Genomic DNA, 15,240 nt, shown 5'->3' with positions numbered 1-15,240 from the left:
TCAGCCCCGCTTGACCGTGCCGCGGGCGGCCAGCTCGGTGATCTGTTCCGGGGTGTAGCCCGCCTCAGCGAGGATCGTGTCGGTGTCCATGCCCAGGGTCGGCATGGGGCGCCAGATCTTTCCGGGGTTGTTCTTGAACTTCGGGAAGATGCCCACGCCCTTGACGGGGTCGCCGCCCTGGGTGGTCCATTCCACGATCGCCTCGCGCTGGGCCAGGTGCTCCTCGGAGGTGAGAGCGTCGAAGTCCATGACGACGTTCGCCGCGATGCCGACGGCGCAGAACTCCTTCTCGATGTCGAGGGCGGCCTGGGTGAGCATGAACTCATCGATCGTGGACTCGATGAGCTTGGCCTGAGGGCCGTCGAGCCACAGTGCGCTCGTGTCCTCGGGATACTCCTCGGTTCCCCACAGGTGACCGAGGCCGATGCGTTCGAGCAGGTACTTGTTCTGCTTGACGCCGTAGCAGCACAGGGCGACGAAGCCGTCGCGGGTCTTGTACTCGCCGATCGCGCACAGGTTCTGGTGGCGGGCGCCCGGGCGCGGGTAGACGGTCCCTGCGTTGAGGTAGTCCATCATGTAGTAGCCGCCGATACGGAGCATGACCTCGTACATCGCGACGTCGACGCTCTCCCCCACGCCGCTCGCCTGGGCCTTGCGCAGCGCGGCCAGGGCCGAGCTGACGACCATGAGCGAGGTGAAGTAGTCCCCGACGTAGGGCGCGGGAGCCATGGGCTGCTCGGGGGTGCCGTTCTGGTTGAGGTAGCCGCTGTACGCCTGGACCGTGAGGTCGTAGGCGGCGCGGTTGACCCGATCCTCGACGCCGTCCTGGCCGAAGCCGGACACATGAACGATCACAAGATCGGGGTTGTGCTCCCACAGGACCTCGTCGGTGATGCCGCGGCGGGCGTAGGTGGGGCCTTTGCTCGACTCGATGAAGATGTCCGCGTCCTTGACGAGGTTGAACAGGACCTCCCGCCCCTCGTCGGTGAACGGGTTCATCGAGATGCTGCGCTGGTTGCGCCGTTCCATCTCCTTGACGAACTCGGTGTCTCGCATGGAGTCACCGGTGTACATGTTCTCGATCCAGACGACGTCCGCGCCCCACTCGGCCATCAGTGCGGCCGCGGACGGGGCCGCGATCTCGACGGCCGAGTAGACGACCTTGAGCCCCTCCAGGACACCGAACGCGGGGACAGATGATTGCCTTGCCATCAAGCTCACTCCTTCGTGGTCTGCGGTGATGTGCGGGAGCTGACCATGTCAGCGGTATTCCTTGAGGACGGCGCGGCCTGCGGTGAGGATCATCATCTCGTCGGTCCCACCGGAGATGCGCTCCACGCGAAGGTCGCGCCAGAAGCGCGCGACGCGGTGGTTCCCGGTGACTCCGATGCCACCGAGCACCTGGATGGCGTCGTCGACGACCTCGGCCGCCGCGTTCGTGCAGTAGTACTTGGCCATCGAGCAGTCGCCGCGGCCCATGAGGCCGTTGTCGAACTTCCAGGCGATCTCGAAGATCATGTTGCGCATGTTCGTGAGCTTGATCTGCATGTTGCAGAACTTCTCCTGGATGAGCTGGTAACGACCGATCGTCTCGCCGCCCTGGACTCGCTGGTTGGCATACTTGGCGGCGTCCTCGAAGGCGCAGTGCGCCCATCCGTAGTCGCACGCGGCGACGAGGAAGCGTTCCATGTCGAAGTCGACGACCCCGCGGGCAAAGCCCTTGCCTTCGGTCCCGAAGAGGTCTTTCTCCTCGAGCTCGACGTTGTCGAAGTAGACCTCGCAGCAGGAGTCCATCCGCAGGCCGAGCTTGTCCAAGGGCGCCTTGGAGATGCCAGGCAGGGTCATGTCGACGAGCCACTCGGTGAAGACGTCGGGGTTGTCGGCGTCGCGGGTCATGACGACGAGGTAGGGCACGTGGGCGCTCGAGGTGATGAACGTCTTCTGGCCGTTGAGGTAGACCTTGCCGTTGCGGCGGGTGTACGTAGTCGTCATCCCGGACAGGCTCGAGCCGGCCCCGGGCTCGGTCATGGCCGCGTTCCAGATCTGCTTGCCGGTCCCGACGTACGCGAGGACCTTCTCGATCTGCTCTTCCGTGCCCTCGCGGACGATCGTGTCTAGGGTCGGTAGCTGGTAGAGGACGTACGTCGGCGCTCCGAGGCGACCGAGCTCGGCCCAGACGACGGCGAGGGTCACCCAGTCGGCGTCCATCCCCCCATGGTTCTCCGGGAGCATCATGGAGTCGATGCCGAGTGCGGCCAGCTCGGCGACGAAACGCTCGGGGTAGGTGTGCGTGTCATCGCACTCCTGGAAGTACTGGTCCCAGCTCTCCCGAGCCATGAGCTCGCGGATCGCCTGGACCATGAGCTGCTGATCCTCGGTGAGTGAGAAGTCCATGGTGCTGCCTTTCGTCGGATGCGTCAGTCGTGCGTGGTCAGGATGGTGCTCGAGGTGCGCCGTCACTGGGTCGTGCTGTGGTGCTCCCGGTAGAAGGCCGCCCCGTCCTCGAGCGCGTCGACGGCTTCGGGGAGCATCCGCGAGTGATGCAGGAACCCGTGCAGTACGCCGTCGAAGACGCGCAGCCGGTGAGGTACACCGGCGTCGTCGGCGATTGCGGCGAGCGCGAGGGAGTCGTCCAGGAGTGGGTCCAGCGCGGATGCTGCGATGTAGCTGGGCGGCAGAGCGTGGGTGAGATCTGCGCTCAGGCAGTCGAGGTAGGGGCTGTCCAGGTCGAGGGCGGAGGTCGTGTACCAGGTCATGTAGTTGGCGAGGTCCTGCGGGGTCAGGCCGTCCCAAGTTCCCCCGTAGAGACGCCGTGCTGCGGAGTCGCGCAGCCCGAACATGCCGTAGTAGAGCAGGAGCGTCTTGATGTCCGGGGCTCCGGCGACCTCGTCGCGCAGGTAGAGCGTCGCGGCGAGGGCCAGGTTGGCCCCGCCAGAGTCCCCGGCGAAGGACAGGTGCTCGCCGTCGATGCCCAGGTCGTGGGCGTTCTCGTGCAGGTGGACGGCAACCGCTGCGCACTCGTGGACGGCAACCGGGAACCGCGCCTCGGGTGAGAGCGAGTAGTCGACGCCGACCACGACCGCCCCGGTCTGCGCTGCGAGGGTCCGCTGGATGCGATCGTGGGTGTCGAGGTCCCCCACGACGAACCCGCCGCCGTGCACGTAGACGATGCACGGCAGTCCGGTTGCGTCCGTGGGGCGGTGCACCCGGATCGCCACGTCCCCGGCTGGGCCGGGGACGACCGCGTCGAGCGTGGCCGCCATGACGGGGCCGCCCTCGTTCCAGAAGGTCCGCTCCTGTGCGTAGCTTGCACGCATCTGGGCGGGGCTGACGTCCGTGGCGAACACGTCACCGGCGAGCTCGTTCTGCTTGGTCAGCACCGCTCGCATCGCCGGAGTGATGCGAGCCAGGACGTCAACGGTGGCCATCAGGCTGCTCGAGCTGCTACGACAGCTGCCTCGGCTTCGGCCTGGGCCACGATGAGGTTGTCGGAGTTCTTCTTCACGTACCAGCGCAACGCCATGGCCGCTGCGGCGGCGATGAGGGCGGAGGCTGCCAGGATCCAGAAGATCTGCGAGTAGATCGGACCCTGTTCGATGCCCTCCGGCTTGGCGTCGAGCATCGACCCGAACCAGGTGCTGGAGAAGGAGTCGGGGAGGAACCCGACGACGGAGACGACGCCGGTCGCTGCACCGAACGTCGACAGCGCGACCTTGCCCTCGGTGAGCTGAGCCGAGACGATGCCGAAGACACCGTTGGCGATGAAGCCGAGACCGATTGCGAGGACCACGACGACGAAGACCATGCCGCTGTTCATCGGCATGAGGGCCAGCGTGGCCAGGCCTGCAACCATGATCGCGGAACCGATCCAGATGATGCGGGACGGTGACTTCGCCTTGTGGGCGAGGGCGCCGAAGACGGGGCCGGCCAGGAGCGTCACGCCATAGGTGCGGAAGACCGAGACGATGTTGGTCATGTTGTCCGAGGCACCGACGACGTTCTTGAGGAACGGCGTGGTGTACGTGATTCCGGTGTAGAAGAAGTAGACGAAGAACATCGTCACGGCGCAGATGAGGACGACGGGGTTGGCCAGCGACCTCAGCGCGTCGAGGATGACCTCCATCGGGCGGTTCGTCGGGAGCAGCTCACCCTCGAACTTCGGGATGAAGAGGTAGGACAGGACTCCCAGGACGAAGATGAGGCCGGCGAGCACGAGGAGGAAGGTGCGGAACGCAACCTGCTGGTTGTCGCCGAGGGCGCTGAGGATCCAGGTTCCCAGGAGACCGACGACAAGTCCGGCCGCTCCGTAGAATCCGTAGCTCAGTCCGATGTTCTTGGAGTAGTCCTTCTCCTCGGAGATGAGACGGACGAGCTTGTAACGCACTCCCCACCAGATGAGGATCGTGGTGACGCCCATGCCGATGAACAGTGCGACGAGGACGCCGTAGGAGGGCAGCATCGCGTAGAGGACTGTCAGCAGGGATGTGAGGATGAACCCTGCTGCGGACAGTGTGCGCACACGCACCCGGTCAGCAACGAGTCCAGAGGGGAGGTAGCAGATCGTCGCGGTGATCGCGTAGGCCGACAGCAGCCCACCCACCTGGGCGTTGGTGATCTGCAGTGATGACATCTGAGCGTCGTAGAACGTGTTCTTGAGGTACGCCGGGGCGTAGATCGTTGAGCTTCCGACGCTCACCAAGATCAGCAGGAACCACCGATGAGCACTCGTCAGATCGATGGCCTTCTTCTCGCCTGTGGCGGCACGCTGCATTTCTACTCCTTGGGCCAGGTGCGCTCCTACGCTGGAGCTGACTCAAGGATCAACCGTGACCGGTGTCCACGGCGTGGGACTCATGTCCCTCCGGGGGGCGCCTAGGTAGCCCCCGGCACCGAAGTGAGTAGCGGGCGACCGCTCCTCACGGCCTACTTCTTGCCGACGAACCACCCACGGACCACGTCGACCCGGACCGTGAGCTGGTCGAGGCTGGCGAGGGGCACCTCGGGGCCTCCGCTGCGCCGACGCAGCTCGTTGTGGACCGTGCCGTGCGGCTGACCGGACCGGCGGGCCCAGGCCGAGACGAGCTGGGAGAGCTCCTTGCGCAGCTCGGCGGCCTTGCGGTGCTCAAGCTCGCTACGCTCGGCGGCCTGCTGCACAGCCTTGCTCTTGCCGCTCAGCTGGCTCGCCTGGCGCTGCTTGAGCAAGGTGGTGACCTGGTCGACGTCGAGCAGGCCGGGCAGGCCGAGGAAATCGAGCTCCTCGGCGGAGCCCATCTCGGCGCCCGTTCCGAACTCGCCGCCGTCGAAGAGCACCCGGTCGAAGGACGCCTGCGCCTCGAGCATCTCGAAGGAGCCCTCGCCCATGCCGTCAGAGGCCTTCTCCTCCCGGTTGGCCGCCGCCATCATGGCGTCCTCGGGGTTGTACATGTCCCCCTGCTCCTCGGCCGTGAGCGGACGGTCGAGGGCGTGGTCACGCTCCAGCTCGAGGCTGTTGGCCAGGCCCAGCAGGTTGGGCACGCTCGGCAGGAACACCGAGGCGGTCTCCCCGCGGCGCCGGGCCCGCACGAAGCGGCCCACCGCCTGGGCGAAGAACAACGGTGTCGCGGTCGACGTCGCGTATACCCCGACCGCCAGCCGCGGCACGTCCACGCCCTCGGAGACCATCCGCACGGCCACCATCCAGCGCTGGTCGCCGTCACTGAACTCATCGATGCGCTTGCTCGCCCCCTCGTCGTCGGAGAGCACGATCGTCGGGGACTGGCCGGTGATCCGGGCCAGGTGCCCGGCGTAGGCTCGCGCGTCGGTCTGGTCGGTCGCGATGACCAGCCCACCGGCGTCGGGCACGGCGCGGCGCACCTCGGTGAGCCGCTTGTCCGCAGCCGCCAGGACCGAGGGGATCCACTCCCCGTTCGGGTCGAGCGCGCTGCGCCAGGCCTGGCTGGTCATGTCCTTGGTCATCGCCTCGCCGAGGTTGGCGCTGATCTCGTCGCCGGCTTTGGTGCGCCAGCGCATCTGCCCCGAGTAGGACAGGAAGATCACCGGGCGCACGACGCCGTCGCGCAGCGCCTCGCCGTAGCCGTAGACGTAGTCCGCGTGGGAGCGGCGGATGCCGTCCATGCCGCGGTCGTAGGTGACAAACGGGATGGCCGCCGTGTCCGAGCGGAACGGGGTCCCGGTCAGCGCGAGGCGCCGGGTGGCGCCGTCGAAGGCATCCCGGATCGCCTCGCCCCAGGACAGCGCGTCGCCGCCGTGGTGCACCTCGTCCAGGATGACAAGCGTCTTGGCGGCCTCCGTGCGCGCGGTGTGCAGCGCGGGATTCGCCGCGACCTGGGCATAGGTGAGGGCCACGCCGTCGTACTGGGCGCCGTGGCGGCCCTGGCTGTTCTTGAAGTTGGGGTCCAGGCGTACGCCCACCCGCGCCGCGGCGTCGGCCCACTGGTGCTTGAGGTGCTCGGTCGGCGCGACGACCGTGATGCGGCGCACCTCGCCCTGCTCGAGCAGCTCGGTCGCGATCCGCAGCGCAAAGGTCGTCTTGCCGGCGCCGGGGGTCGCCACCGCGAGGAAGTCACGCGCGCCCCGGGCACGGTAGATGTCGAGGGCCTGGGCCTGCCAGGCGCGCAGCTTCGAGGCCGTGCCCCACGGGGCACGGGTCGGGAAGGACGGCGACAGGTGCGAGGCCGCCGCCGACGACGCCGCCTGGGGCACCGGGGTCACCGGAGGCTTGAGCGGAGCGCCGGCGGGCGTGCCGTGGTGGGCGCCGGTGCGGTCCGCTTCGATGTCCAGGGCCACCGAGGACATCAGGTCAAAGGGCTCATCGTGGTCCAGCTCGGAACTCACTTGCCGCTGTCGCCAGATCCCGAGCCGGACTCGTCATCCTGGGGTGCACGCAGGCCGTCGTAGATCTCTTTGCAGATGGGGCAGACAGGGAACTTGTTCGGGTCGCGACCGGGAACCCAGACCTTGCCGCACAACGCGATGACGGGCTTGCCGGAGAGCGCGGAGCCAAGGATCTTCTCCTTGCGCACGTAGTGGGCGAAGCGTTCGTGGTCACCGGGCTCGACCTCCTCGCGGGTCTCGGTGTGCTCGAGCACGCTCGTCGAGGTCCCCGATCCTGGCGCACCGGGGGCCCCTGGGGCGTCGAACGGATCGAGGGGTCCGGTGCTCATCGAGGGGGTCTGCGTCATGGACAGAAGTCTACGTGCGCGCTCACGACACGCCCAACCGTTGGGAGAGCACCAGGACCGCCGCGCCGGCCAGGATGTTGTCCTCGCTGCGGGCCGCCATCCGGATCCGGAAGTTCCGCCCGATGGCCGGCATGGTCCGCTCCCGGACCACACGTTCCGCCTCCTCCAGGAGCGCTCCGTCGAGCAGGGTACGGGGTCCGCTGAGCACCACCTCGGCGAGGTTCAGCACACTGACCACGGGCGCGAGCGCGATCCCCAGCAGCAGGCCGACGCGGGTGAGCGCCTCCCGTGCGGCGGCGTCGTCCAAGCCGGCCAGGCGCCGTTCGAGCGCGACGACGGACAGCACGGTCTCCAGGCAGCCGAACCGCCCGCACGCGCACTCCAGGCCACCCTCCTCGACCACCCGGACGTGTCCGATCTCACCCGCGCCGTCGCTGTGGCCGCGCAACCGGGCGCCGTCGAGCATGACGCCGGAGCCCACGCCGTCGCCGACCATGAGGACCATGAGGCCGGCTCCGTCCGCCCCACCGAAGGTGTACTCGCACAGCACGGCGGTGTTCGCGTCGTTGGCCACGAACACCGGCAGGCCCAGGGCCCGGGTGAGGATGGCGGCCAGCGGCACGTCGAACCACCCGCGGCTGGGTGCCTCCAGGACCACCCCTGAGGAGTCGATGATGCCCGGTGCGGCGACGGCCGCGCCGATCACCGGGGCCGTCGCCATCGACACGAGCCTGCGGGCGAACCGGGTGAGCAGCGAGATCAGCGCGTCACCGCTGCGTCCGCCGATCGCCACGCTCGCCTCGCTCAGGCTCCGCCCGCCCAGGTCGACGACCGCGCCGCGCACGGATCGTCCGGTGCCCAGATCGACCGTGACGATCTGGAACGCGGAGGTCCGCAGGGCCACCAGGATCGCCGGCTTGCCGACCTTGCCCTCGGGACGGGTCCCGAGCTCGGTGACCAGGCCCTCCGCCAGCAGGACTCCGACCAGGTCGGAGGTGGTCACCCGGTTGAGACCAGTCACCCGGGCCAGGTCCGCCCGGGACGTGGCTCCCGCGTGGAAGAGGTGCTGGAGGATCAGGGACCGGTTGTGGGCGCGCGCGTGCTCGGGCAGAGCTTTTGCCAGCGGTCGCAGCGCAGCGCTCACGCTCGGCCAGACGCCGTCCGCGCCCGAGTAGTGCTCAGTCATGTGTGCAAGTGCAACCGTGCGACTTCGCTGTGTCAACCTGGCGTCGTCACCCTGGCATCGCTCGCACGCATCCGCTGACACACCCACAAGGTCACGCTTGTCTCACGAAATGGTCACGTATCGTCCCGGCCCGCCGTGTTCGCCCGGCCGCGCACCTAGTCTCGAGCCATGACCACGCGAATGAGCCCGCCACGCACCCGCACCCGCCGAGCGCGGGTCCTCCTGCCCGTGATGCTCACCGCCGCGATCCTGGTGGGCTGCTCCCAGACGCCCACGGCGCTCACCACGGGCGGCAGCGAAGCCGCCGCGGACCAGGGGGGCCTCCGGTCGTCGTACTCCGTGGCCGGCTCGGCAGCTGACTCCGCGGCCGACCCCGTCGCCGTCTCCGCCACGACGCAGTCGATGATCACGACGGCCACCGTCGGCGTGGTCGTCGCGGACCCGGTCAAGGCCGCCGCCGCGGTGAGTGAGCTGGTCGACCAGAGCGGTGGGCGGGTGAGCTCACGCAACGAGCAGGCGGGGTCGTCGGAACAGGACCGACAGGCCTGGGCCGAGCTGACCGTCCGGGTCCCCGCGGAGAAGCTGACGACGACCATCTCCTCGCTCGCTTCCATCGGGACCGTCGAGAACACCACCATCTCCTCGGCCGACGTGTCCGCGCAGGTCACGGACGTGGCAGCGCGGGTCGAGGCGCTCAAGGTCTCGGTGACCCGGTTGGAGACGCTCATGGCCCAGGCCACGACGACCGCCGAGCTGCTCGAGGCCGAGTCGACGCTCACCCAGCGCCAGAGCGACCTCGAGAGCCTCCAGGCCGTGCGGGACCAGCTCGCCGATCAGGTCGCCATGTCGACGTTGACGATCTCACTCACGACGACCCCGGCCTCGCCCGTCCTGGCCCCCTCGGGGTTCTGGGGCGGGCTCAGCGCAGGCTGGGACGCGCTGACGACCACCCTGAACGCCGTCGTCGTGGCGATCGGCGCGGCGCTGCCGTGGCTCGCCCTCGTCGGGGCGGGGTACCTGATCTACCGTTGGGTCCGGCGTCGGGCCGCCGCCACGAGCTAGCGGCCAAGCGCCGCCGACGGTGCCTGCACGTGCAGGACCGAGGCGAGCTCACGACGGCTGCGGACCCCGGCCTTGGCGAAGATCCGCGAGAGGTGCGAGTCGACCGTGCGGACCGAGAGGACCAGTCGCTCGGCGATCTCCTTGCTGCTCAGGCCGCCCGCGGCCAACCCGGCGATCTCCTGCTCGCGCCTGGTCAGGGCGACCGGCGGCTGGCTCAACGGCAGCCACACCCCGCTCTCCCCCAGCTCCCGGCTCGCCACGAGGATGAGGTCCCGGTCGCAGGAGAACATCGCCACCACATGAGCCAGCTGGGCCCGTGCTCGCCGCCCGTCGATGTGGGCGGCCACCGCGTGGACCCGCTCGAGCAGGTCGCCACCGGCGGCCAGCCGCCCCTCGCCGTGCAGCGCAAAGACGGCACGGTGCAGGCCGTCGAGCTCGACCCGCCACAGTCCTCGCTCGGCCGCCCATTCAGCAAGCCCCAACCCCTGGTCGTAGAGGTCGGGCGCGCGCAGCCAGGCTGCGGCATCCAGGTGCAGGCAGCGGATCTCGGCCTGCATGTAGGCGCTGTACATGCGCGACGGCGCAGCGTCGGCCCGGGAGAGGAGCTCCCGGCCGGCGGCGGTGTCCCCCGAGGCGATGGCCATCAGTCCTTCCGAGACCAAGGTCATCGCCGAGAGCCCGATGACGTCGGAGATGGCGAACTGCACGTTCGCGGCGTGCAGCTCCGCCCGCGCGTCGGACCATCGACCACGCAGGGTGGCGAGGCCGCCCCGGATCAGGTGCCCGGAGGTGCGCTCGACGTTGAACGGCGCACCGTCCCCGGAGAGCATCGCCACCACGCCTTCGGCCGCGGCCACCTCGCCGAGACCTATCAGCGCGAGGAACCCCGCGCTGAGGATCTCCGCGACGGCCCACGGGCGGGTGTCGGCGTGCGCGACCGCGACGCCCAGGTGCTTCTGGACGAGCTCTTGCGCCTGGAACAGGCGGCCGGTCTCGCAGAGGTCGACGATCATGATCGGGATGAGCGGAAGGACGTGCACAGACAGGCTGTCGGGGCCGGAGGCGATCGCCGTCGCCTCCCCGCGGCACTCGTGGAACCGTCCTGCGCAGCTGAGCGCGACCAGACGTGCGACGGTGAGCTGGAGCGCGGTCTCGGCTGGGACGTTCCCCTGCAGCCGGGCGTCCACCTGCACCTCGGCGATGCCGAGCGCACGCAACGCACTCTCGGTGTCACCGTGGTGGTACTGCTCGATCGCCATGACGATCTCGGTCGTGGCGATGATGTGCCGGACGTACGTTTCGGAGTCGACCTCCGTCGCCGCCATCTCCTCGCGGAGCTGATCGATGTCACGCAGCGAGCGGGCCGGCTGGTCGAGGAAGCGCCAGGCCTGGGCGCGGGCCGCGAGGACGTCGAGGCGCGCGGGAGTGCCGAGCGGCAGCATGGACAGCGCGGCCGAGGCCATCCGCTTGACCTCGGGGCACCGCCCGGCCATGAGGGATGTGTGCAGCGCCGCCACGATCCGGGCCGGGGTCTCCGGCAGCCCGCACTCCAGGGAGGCAGCGACCGAGGCAACCAGCGCAAGACCGGTCTGCGTCCCGAGGTCGCCCTGGACCGCGCGAAGGGTCGCCAGGATCTCCCGCCGCTGTCCCGCGGAGGCCATCTCCAGGAGGACCTCCGCGACCATCGGCGAGCACTGCAGGTGCGGCAGCCGGACGACTGGTTCGGACGAGCTCGCGGTGTCCGGACGGACGTCGCGCGCCGTGTCCCGGTAGCGCACCGACAGGACACCTTCCGCAAGAAGTCCGTCGATGACGGGGGCGGGGACGATCCGCTCGAGCACGTCACGGTCGAGCCCGCGGGCGACCGCCACCAATTCGAGCGCGCGGCGTCCCTGCGCACCGACGTGAGCGACCTCGTGCTTGACGAGCTCGATCACCCGGCGGCTGAGCGGCGCTTCCCCCGACCAGACCCAGACGTCGGAGTCCCGTCGCAGTGCCCCGCTGCGCACGGCGCTGGCCGTCACCTCGAGCATCTGGAACGCGTTCCCCACGCTGGCGTCCCAGACCTGGTGCAACGCCTCCGAGGCGATCGATCCACCCAGGCTGCCGCTGAGCCAGCCCTCCACCTGCGCGCGTGAAAAAGGCTGCAGGTCGAGGCGGTCCGCGACCCCGTCCTTCCACAGCTCGAACCACGGGCTGCGTCCGGCGACGAACTCACGCAGGGTCGCGACGATCTGCAGCTCGTCCTGGCGGGCCAGCCCGGACAGCACCCGCGCGCTGAGGTCGTCGAGCAGGTGGGCGTCGTCGACCCGGACGACGAGCGAACGACCGGCGGACATGGCCCGGAGCCCGTCGAGAACGAGCGCGCGCACCGTGCCGATCGGGGCCGCGACGTCGACGGCCACGTCGGGGAGCACGTCGAGCAGCGCACCAAGAGGTGTCAGCGACCGGTCACGAGCGGCGCCCACGCTGACCCAGACTGGCGCCCCGGGGTTCGCGGTACGCGCGCGGTGGCCGAAAGGAGGCTCGGGGACGGCATCGTAGAAGGCATCTGAGGAGGCGAAGGAGTCGACCAGGTGGGTCTTGCCGACACCGACCGGACCGAAGACCAGGAGACTCCGCCCAGACCGCAGGGTGCGCTCGATCTCGGCGAGCTCGGCCTCGCGGGCGACGCGCGTATCGCGCAGACGCACGGGCGCCGACGGCGGCTTCGGGCCTGAGATCGTCTGCTGCCACAGGGTGGAGATGACTTTCGTCACGAACCGAATACCTCATATGTCAGACCTGACCAGGGTCTATGGGAGGGTCTCTCGTCAAGAGAATAGTGGTTTCGCAAGGGACTAAGGCCCTCCGGCCGCAGATTTCACCCCCGGTCGACGTGGCAGCACGCCGCCGCCTCGCGCCGCACCGAGAAAACTGCGTAGCGACTACGGATGTCACGCCCCCACCTCGGCTCCTAGGGTGGCGACCAAGCGTGCCCCAGTCACGTGTCCGAACCGATCCGCGCGACGGCACGAGCCCCGGGGCGGTTCATCGACCAGGAAGAGGAAGAGCTCTATGCCTACCTACACCGCCCCCGGCGTCTATATCGAAGAAGTACCGTCGTCCCAGAAGGTTCTCTCGTCCGCTCCCACGGCCGTCGCCGCCTTCGTCGGCTTCACCGAGCGGGCGCCCTTCGACGACGCGAGCGACCCCGAAGGCCTCGCCCCGCGCCTGGTCACCAGCTGGACCCAGTTCGAGGCACTGTACGGCGGCTTCGTCGAGGGTGCGGTGCTGCCGCTGTCGGTCTACGGGTTCTTCCTCAACGGCGGGAACCTTGCGTACATCGTGCGCATCCCCAACGCCAAGCCCGCTGGTGAGCCCTCGCGCCTGTCGCTGCCGGCCATCGACCGTGCGCTCGGCCTGCCGATCGCGATCGAGAGCATCGAGGCGGACGCGAACATCCGCGTCGCGGTCGAGAATGCAGAGTCCGCCGACGACGCCGAGGGCCCCTCGCCGTTCACGATCACGATCCTCGAGGGCGACCAGATCGTCGAGTCCTTCCCCGGCCTGACGATCGGCGGCCCCAACGACGCCGCGACGGTCATCAACAAGACGTCCACCAAGGTCAAGGTCGAGATCAAGCTCGAGGCGAAGACCGACCTGTCGAGCCAGCTCGAGATCCTCAAGCCCGGCGTGTACGACCTCGAGAAGGCCGCCCCCGTCTCCGTGCCGGTCAACGGCCGCAAGTTCGCCGGCTCGGAGAGCGCCCGCACGGGCATCAACGGCCTCGCGATCGCCGAGGACGTCACGATCGTCGCCGTCCCCGACCTCGTCACCGCGGCGACCCGCGCGGACGGCACCCTCGACCTCGACCTGTGGAAGGCAGTCCAGACCGCGCTCATCGCGCACTGCGAGCTGCACCCCAACCGCATGGCCATCCTCGACGCCCCTCCCGGCTTCAGCCCGCAGCAGATCAAGGAGTGGCGCAGCGACACCGCGCAGTACGACTCCGCGTTCGCCACGCTGTACTACCCGTGGATCAAGGTGGAGAACCCCGTCCCGGGCAGCTCCGCGGCCGACGTCCTCATCCCCCCGTCCGGCCACGTGGCCGGCGTGTGGGCCCGCACCGACGAGACCCGCGGGGTGTGGAAGGCCCCGGCCAACGACACCCTCCGTGGCGTGCTCGACGTCGAGCGCAACATCACCCAGAACGAGCAGTCGCTGCTCAACCCGCTGGGCATCAACGCGATCCGTCCCTTCGGGACGCGCGGCATCCGCATCTGGGGTGCGCGCACCCTCGCCTCGGACACCGACTGGCAGTACATCAACGTCCGTCGCCTGTTCAACATGATCGAGTCCACGATCCTCGAGGGCACCCAGTGGGCCGTCTTCGAGCCGAACGACGTCAAGCTCTGGGAAGGCGTCATCCGCACGCTCACCGGCTACCTGCACGGCCTGTGGCAGCAGGGCGCCCTCTTCGGCTCCTCGGCGAGCCAGGCGTTCTTCGTCAACTGCGACGCCACGACCAACCCGCCGGAGTCGGTCGACGCCGGCAAGCTCGTCGTCGAAGTCGGCATCGCGCCGGTCAAGCCGGCCGAGTTCGTCGTGTTCCGGATCAGCCAGAACAAGCAGACCGGCAACTGATCTCCTGCGGGCGCCGCGCCCTCGCGGCGCCCGCCACAAGCCGCGCGAGGCGTGGCGCTTTTCAAGCCGCGCGAAGCGTGGCGCCTTTCAAGCCGCGCGAAGCGTGGCGCCCCACACGCCGTGCCGACGGCACGGCAACTGATTCGTCCTTGTACCGACCCTAGGAGTCACAGTGGCAGTAGGCCTTTTCACCAACGACCCGATCATCGCGCAGAACTTCTTCCTTGAGATCGACGGCGCGGTCATCTCCTCCCTCATGTCCGTCTCCGGGCTGGACATCGAGGTGACCGTCTCCGCGTCGAAGCAGTCCGGTTCGGGCGGTGCCCAGGAGGAGATCAAGAGCCTGGGTGCGACGACGGCCGCCCCCGCGCTCAACCTGACCCGCGTCGCCCCGCTGGACTCCCCGTCGGACAAGATGTGGATGTGGTTCAACGACATCCGTGGCGCCGGCCTCGTGGCCACCGACCGTGCCGGCGGGCGCAAGAACGGGTCGATCGTGCTCTACGACTCCGCCCGCACCGAGGTCGCGCGGTTCAACTTCTTCAACTCCTGGCCGAGCAAGATCTCGACCGACCAGCTCAGCGTGGACAGCACCGAGGTCGTCAAGGAGACCATCACGCTCCAGTGCGAACGTCTTGAGCGGGTCAAGTGACCTTGCAGACCAAGTACGCGTTCACCCTGCCCCGCGGGTTTGTCGACCCGCGTGGCGTGCTGCACCGTGAGGGGGTCATGCGGCTCGCGACGGCTCGCGACGAGCTGGAACCGCTGCGTGACCCCTCGGTGGACGGCCCGGAGGACCCCCGCCTGACGGTGGTCATCCTCGCGCGGGTCGTCGAGAGCCTCGGAGACCTCGAGCTCGTCACGACCAACGAGATCGAGAACCTCTTCGCGGCGGACCTGGCATTCCTGCAGGACTTCTACGGCGTGATCAACTTCGGCAGCCAGGCGGAGTACGAGGAGCTTCTCGCCGCCCAGCGCGAGGCCCTCGCACCTCCGGTCCCGGCCGCGCCGGTGGTCGCTGCCCCCGCTGTCCCCGGGACCCCGGCGGCCCCGGCGGCAGCGACCTCGCCGGCCGCGGTCGACGCCGACGACGCGGCACACGAGCGCGCGCTGCCGGCCGTCACCTCGTCGGTGACCTACGCACGCCGCACGGTGGCCGACGAGACCACGTCGGACGCTCGCTAG

General features: G+C 69.0%; 12 protein-coding genes. 4 read left to right on the top strand and 8 right to left on the bottom strand.

What is annotated here, in order from left to right:
• From caiB to BLQ50_RS08490, 7 genes are all read right to left on the bottom strand, one after another.
• A complete protein-coding gene (gene caiB / locus BLQ50_RS08520; protein ID WP_093182879.1) occupies positions 1–1,212 on the bottom strand; it encodes an L-carnitine CoA-transferase in 1,212 nt (403 codons plus the stop codon).
• A 48-nt stretch (positions 1,213–1,260) separates the two neighbouring features.
• Positions 1,261–2,394, bottom strand: coding sequence for a crotonobetainyl-CoA dehydrogenase (caiA, locus tag BLQ50_RS08515; RefSeq protein ID WP_093182878.1), 1,134 nt, complete (start codon positions 2,392–2,394; stop codon positions 1,261–1,263).
• Between the two features lie 62 nt (positions 2,395–2,456).
• On the bottom strand, positions 2,457–3,428 hold the full coding sequence (gene aes / locus BLQ50_RS08510) for an acetyl esterase (RefSeq protein ID WP_093182876.1): 972 nt from the start codon (positions 3,426–3,428) through the stop codon (positions 2,457–2,459).
• Positions 3,428–4,771: an MFS transporter gene (locus tag BLQ50_RS08505; RefSeq protein WP_093182875.1), complete on the bottom strand. Its 1,344-nt coding sequence runs from the start codon at positions 4,769–4,771 to the stop codon at positions 3,428–3,430. The genes aes and BLQ50_RS08505 overlap by 1 nt, the downstream gene beginning before the upstream one ends.
• Before the next feature lie 152 nt (positions 4,772–4,923).
• Positions 4,924–6,795: a DEAD/DEAH box helicase gene (locus tag BLQ50_RS08500; RefSeq protein ID WP_093183306.1), complete on the bottom strand. Its 1,872-nt coding sequence runs from the start codon at positions 6,793–6,795 to the stop codon at positions 4,924–4,926.
• 35 nt (positions 6,796–6,830) lie between these two features.
• On the bottom strand, positions 6,831–7,181 hold the full coding sequence (locus tag BLQ50_RS08495) for a DUF3039 domain-containing protein (protein ID WP_093182873.1): 351 nt from the start codon (positions 7,179–7,181) through the stop codon (positions 6,831–6,833).
• A 22-nt stretch (positions 7,182–7,203) separates the two neighbouring features.
• A complete protein-coding gene (locus BLQ50_RS08490) occupies positions 7,204–8,367 on the bottom strand; it encodes an ROK family protein (RefSeq protein ID WP_093182872.1) in 1,164 nt (387 codons plus the stop codon).
• 168 nt (positions 8,368–8,535) lie between these two features.
• Here BLQ50_RS08490 and BLQ50_RS08485 point away from each other — a divergent pair, with 168 nt between their 5' ends.
• A complete protein-coding gene (locus BLQ50_RS08485) occupies positions 8,536–9,429 on the top strand; it encodes a DUF4349 domain-containing protein (protein WP_093182870.1) in 894 nt (297 codons plus the stop codon).
• Here the strand turns inward: BLQ50_RS08485 and BLQ50_RS08480 are convergent.
• On the bottom strand, positions 9,426–12,188 hold the full coding sequence (locus BLQ50_RS08480) for a helix-turn-helix transcriptional regulator (RefSeq protein ID WP_139185789.1): 2,763 nt from the start codon (positions 12,186–12,188) through the stop codon (positions 9,426–9,428). The genes BLQ50_RS08485 and BLQ50_RS08480 overlap by 4 nt on opposite strands.
• Before the next feature lie 298 nt (positions 12,189–12,486).
• Here BLQ50_RS08480 and BLQ50_RS08475 point away from each other — a divergent pair, with 298 nt between their 5' ends.
• The 3 genes from BLQ50_RS08475 (at position 12,487) to BLQ50_RS08465 (ending at position 15,240) form a co-directional block, all read left to right on the top strand.
• On the top strand, positions 12,487–14,055 hold the full coding sequence (locus BLQ50_RS08475) for a phage tail sheath family protein (RefSeq protein WP_093182869.1): 1,569 nt from the start codon (positions 12,487–12,489) through the stop codon (positions 14,053–14,055).
• A gap of 172 nt (positions 14,056–14,227) precedes the next feature.
• On the top strand, positions 14,228–14,707 hold the full coding sequence (locus BLQ50_RS08470; protein ID WP_093182867.1) for a phage tail protein: 480 nt from the start codon (positions 14,228–14,230) through the stop codon (positions 14,705–14,707).
• On the top strand, positions 14,704–15,240 hold the full coding sequence (locus BLQ50_RS08465) for a hypothetical protein (RefSeq protein WP_093182865.1): 537 nt from the start codon (positions 14,704–14,706) through the stop codon (positions 15,238–15,240). The genes BLQ50_RS08470 and BLQ50_RS08465 overlap by 4 nt, the downstream gene beginning before the upstream one ends.

Source organism: Sanguibacter gelidistatuariae (assembly GCF_900096585.1).
GTDB lineage: Bacteria > Actinomycetota > Actinomycetes > Actinomycetales > Cellulomonadaceae > Sanguibacter > Sanguibacter gelidistatuariae.
The sequence above is the reverse complement of the archived record's forward strand: the minus strand, read 5'-3'. Positions and strand labels throughout refer to the sequence as shown.

Coding starts and splice junctions, on each gene's coding strand:
- caiB (WP_093182879.1), bottom strand. CDS start 1,212: ATGGCAAGGCAATCATCTGTCCCCGCGTTCGGTGTCCTGGAGGGGCTC.
- caiA (WP_093182878.1), bottom strand. CDS start 2,394: ATGGACTTCTCACTCACCGAGGATCAGCAGCTCATGGTCCAGGCGATC.
- aes (WP_093182876.1), bottom strand. CDS start 3,428: ATGGCCACCGTTGACGTCCTGGCTCGCATCACTCCGGCGATGCGAGCG.
- BLQ50_RS08505 (WP_093182875.1), bottom strand. CDS start 4,771: ATGCAGCGTGCCGCCACAGGCGAGAAGAAGGCCATCGATCTGACGAGT.
- BLQ50_RS08500 (WP_093183306.1), bottom strand. CDS start 6,795: ATGTCCTCGGTGGCCCTGGACATCGAAGCGGACCGCACCGGCGCCCAC.
- BLQ50_RS08495 (WP_093182873.1), bottom strand. CDS start 7,181: ATGACGCAGACCCCCTCGATGAGCACCGGACCCCTCGATCCGTTCGAC.
- BLQ50_RS08490 (WP_093182872.1), bottom strand. CDS start 8,367: ATGACTGAGCACTACTCGGGCGCGGACGGCGTCTGGCCGAGCGTGAGC.
- BLQ50_RS08485 (WP_093182870.1), top strand. CDS start 8,536: ATGACCACGCGAATGAGCCCGCCACGCACCCGCACCCGCCGAGCGCGG.
- BLQ50_RS08475 (WP_093182869.1), top strand. CDS start 12,487: ATGCCTACCTACACCGCCCCCGGCGTCTATATCGAAGAAGTACCGTCG.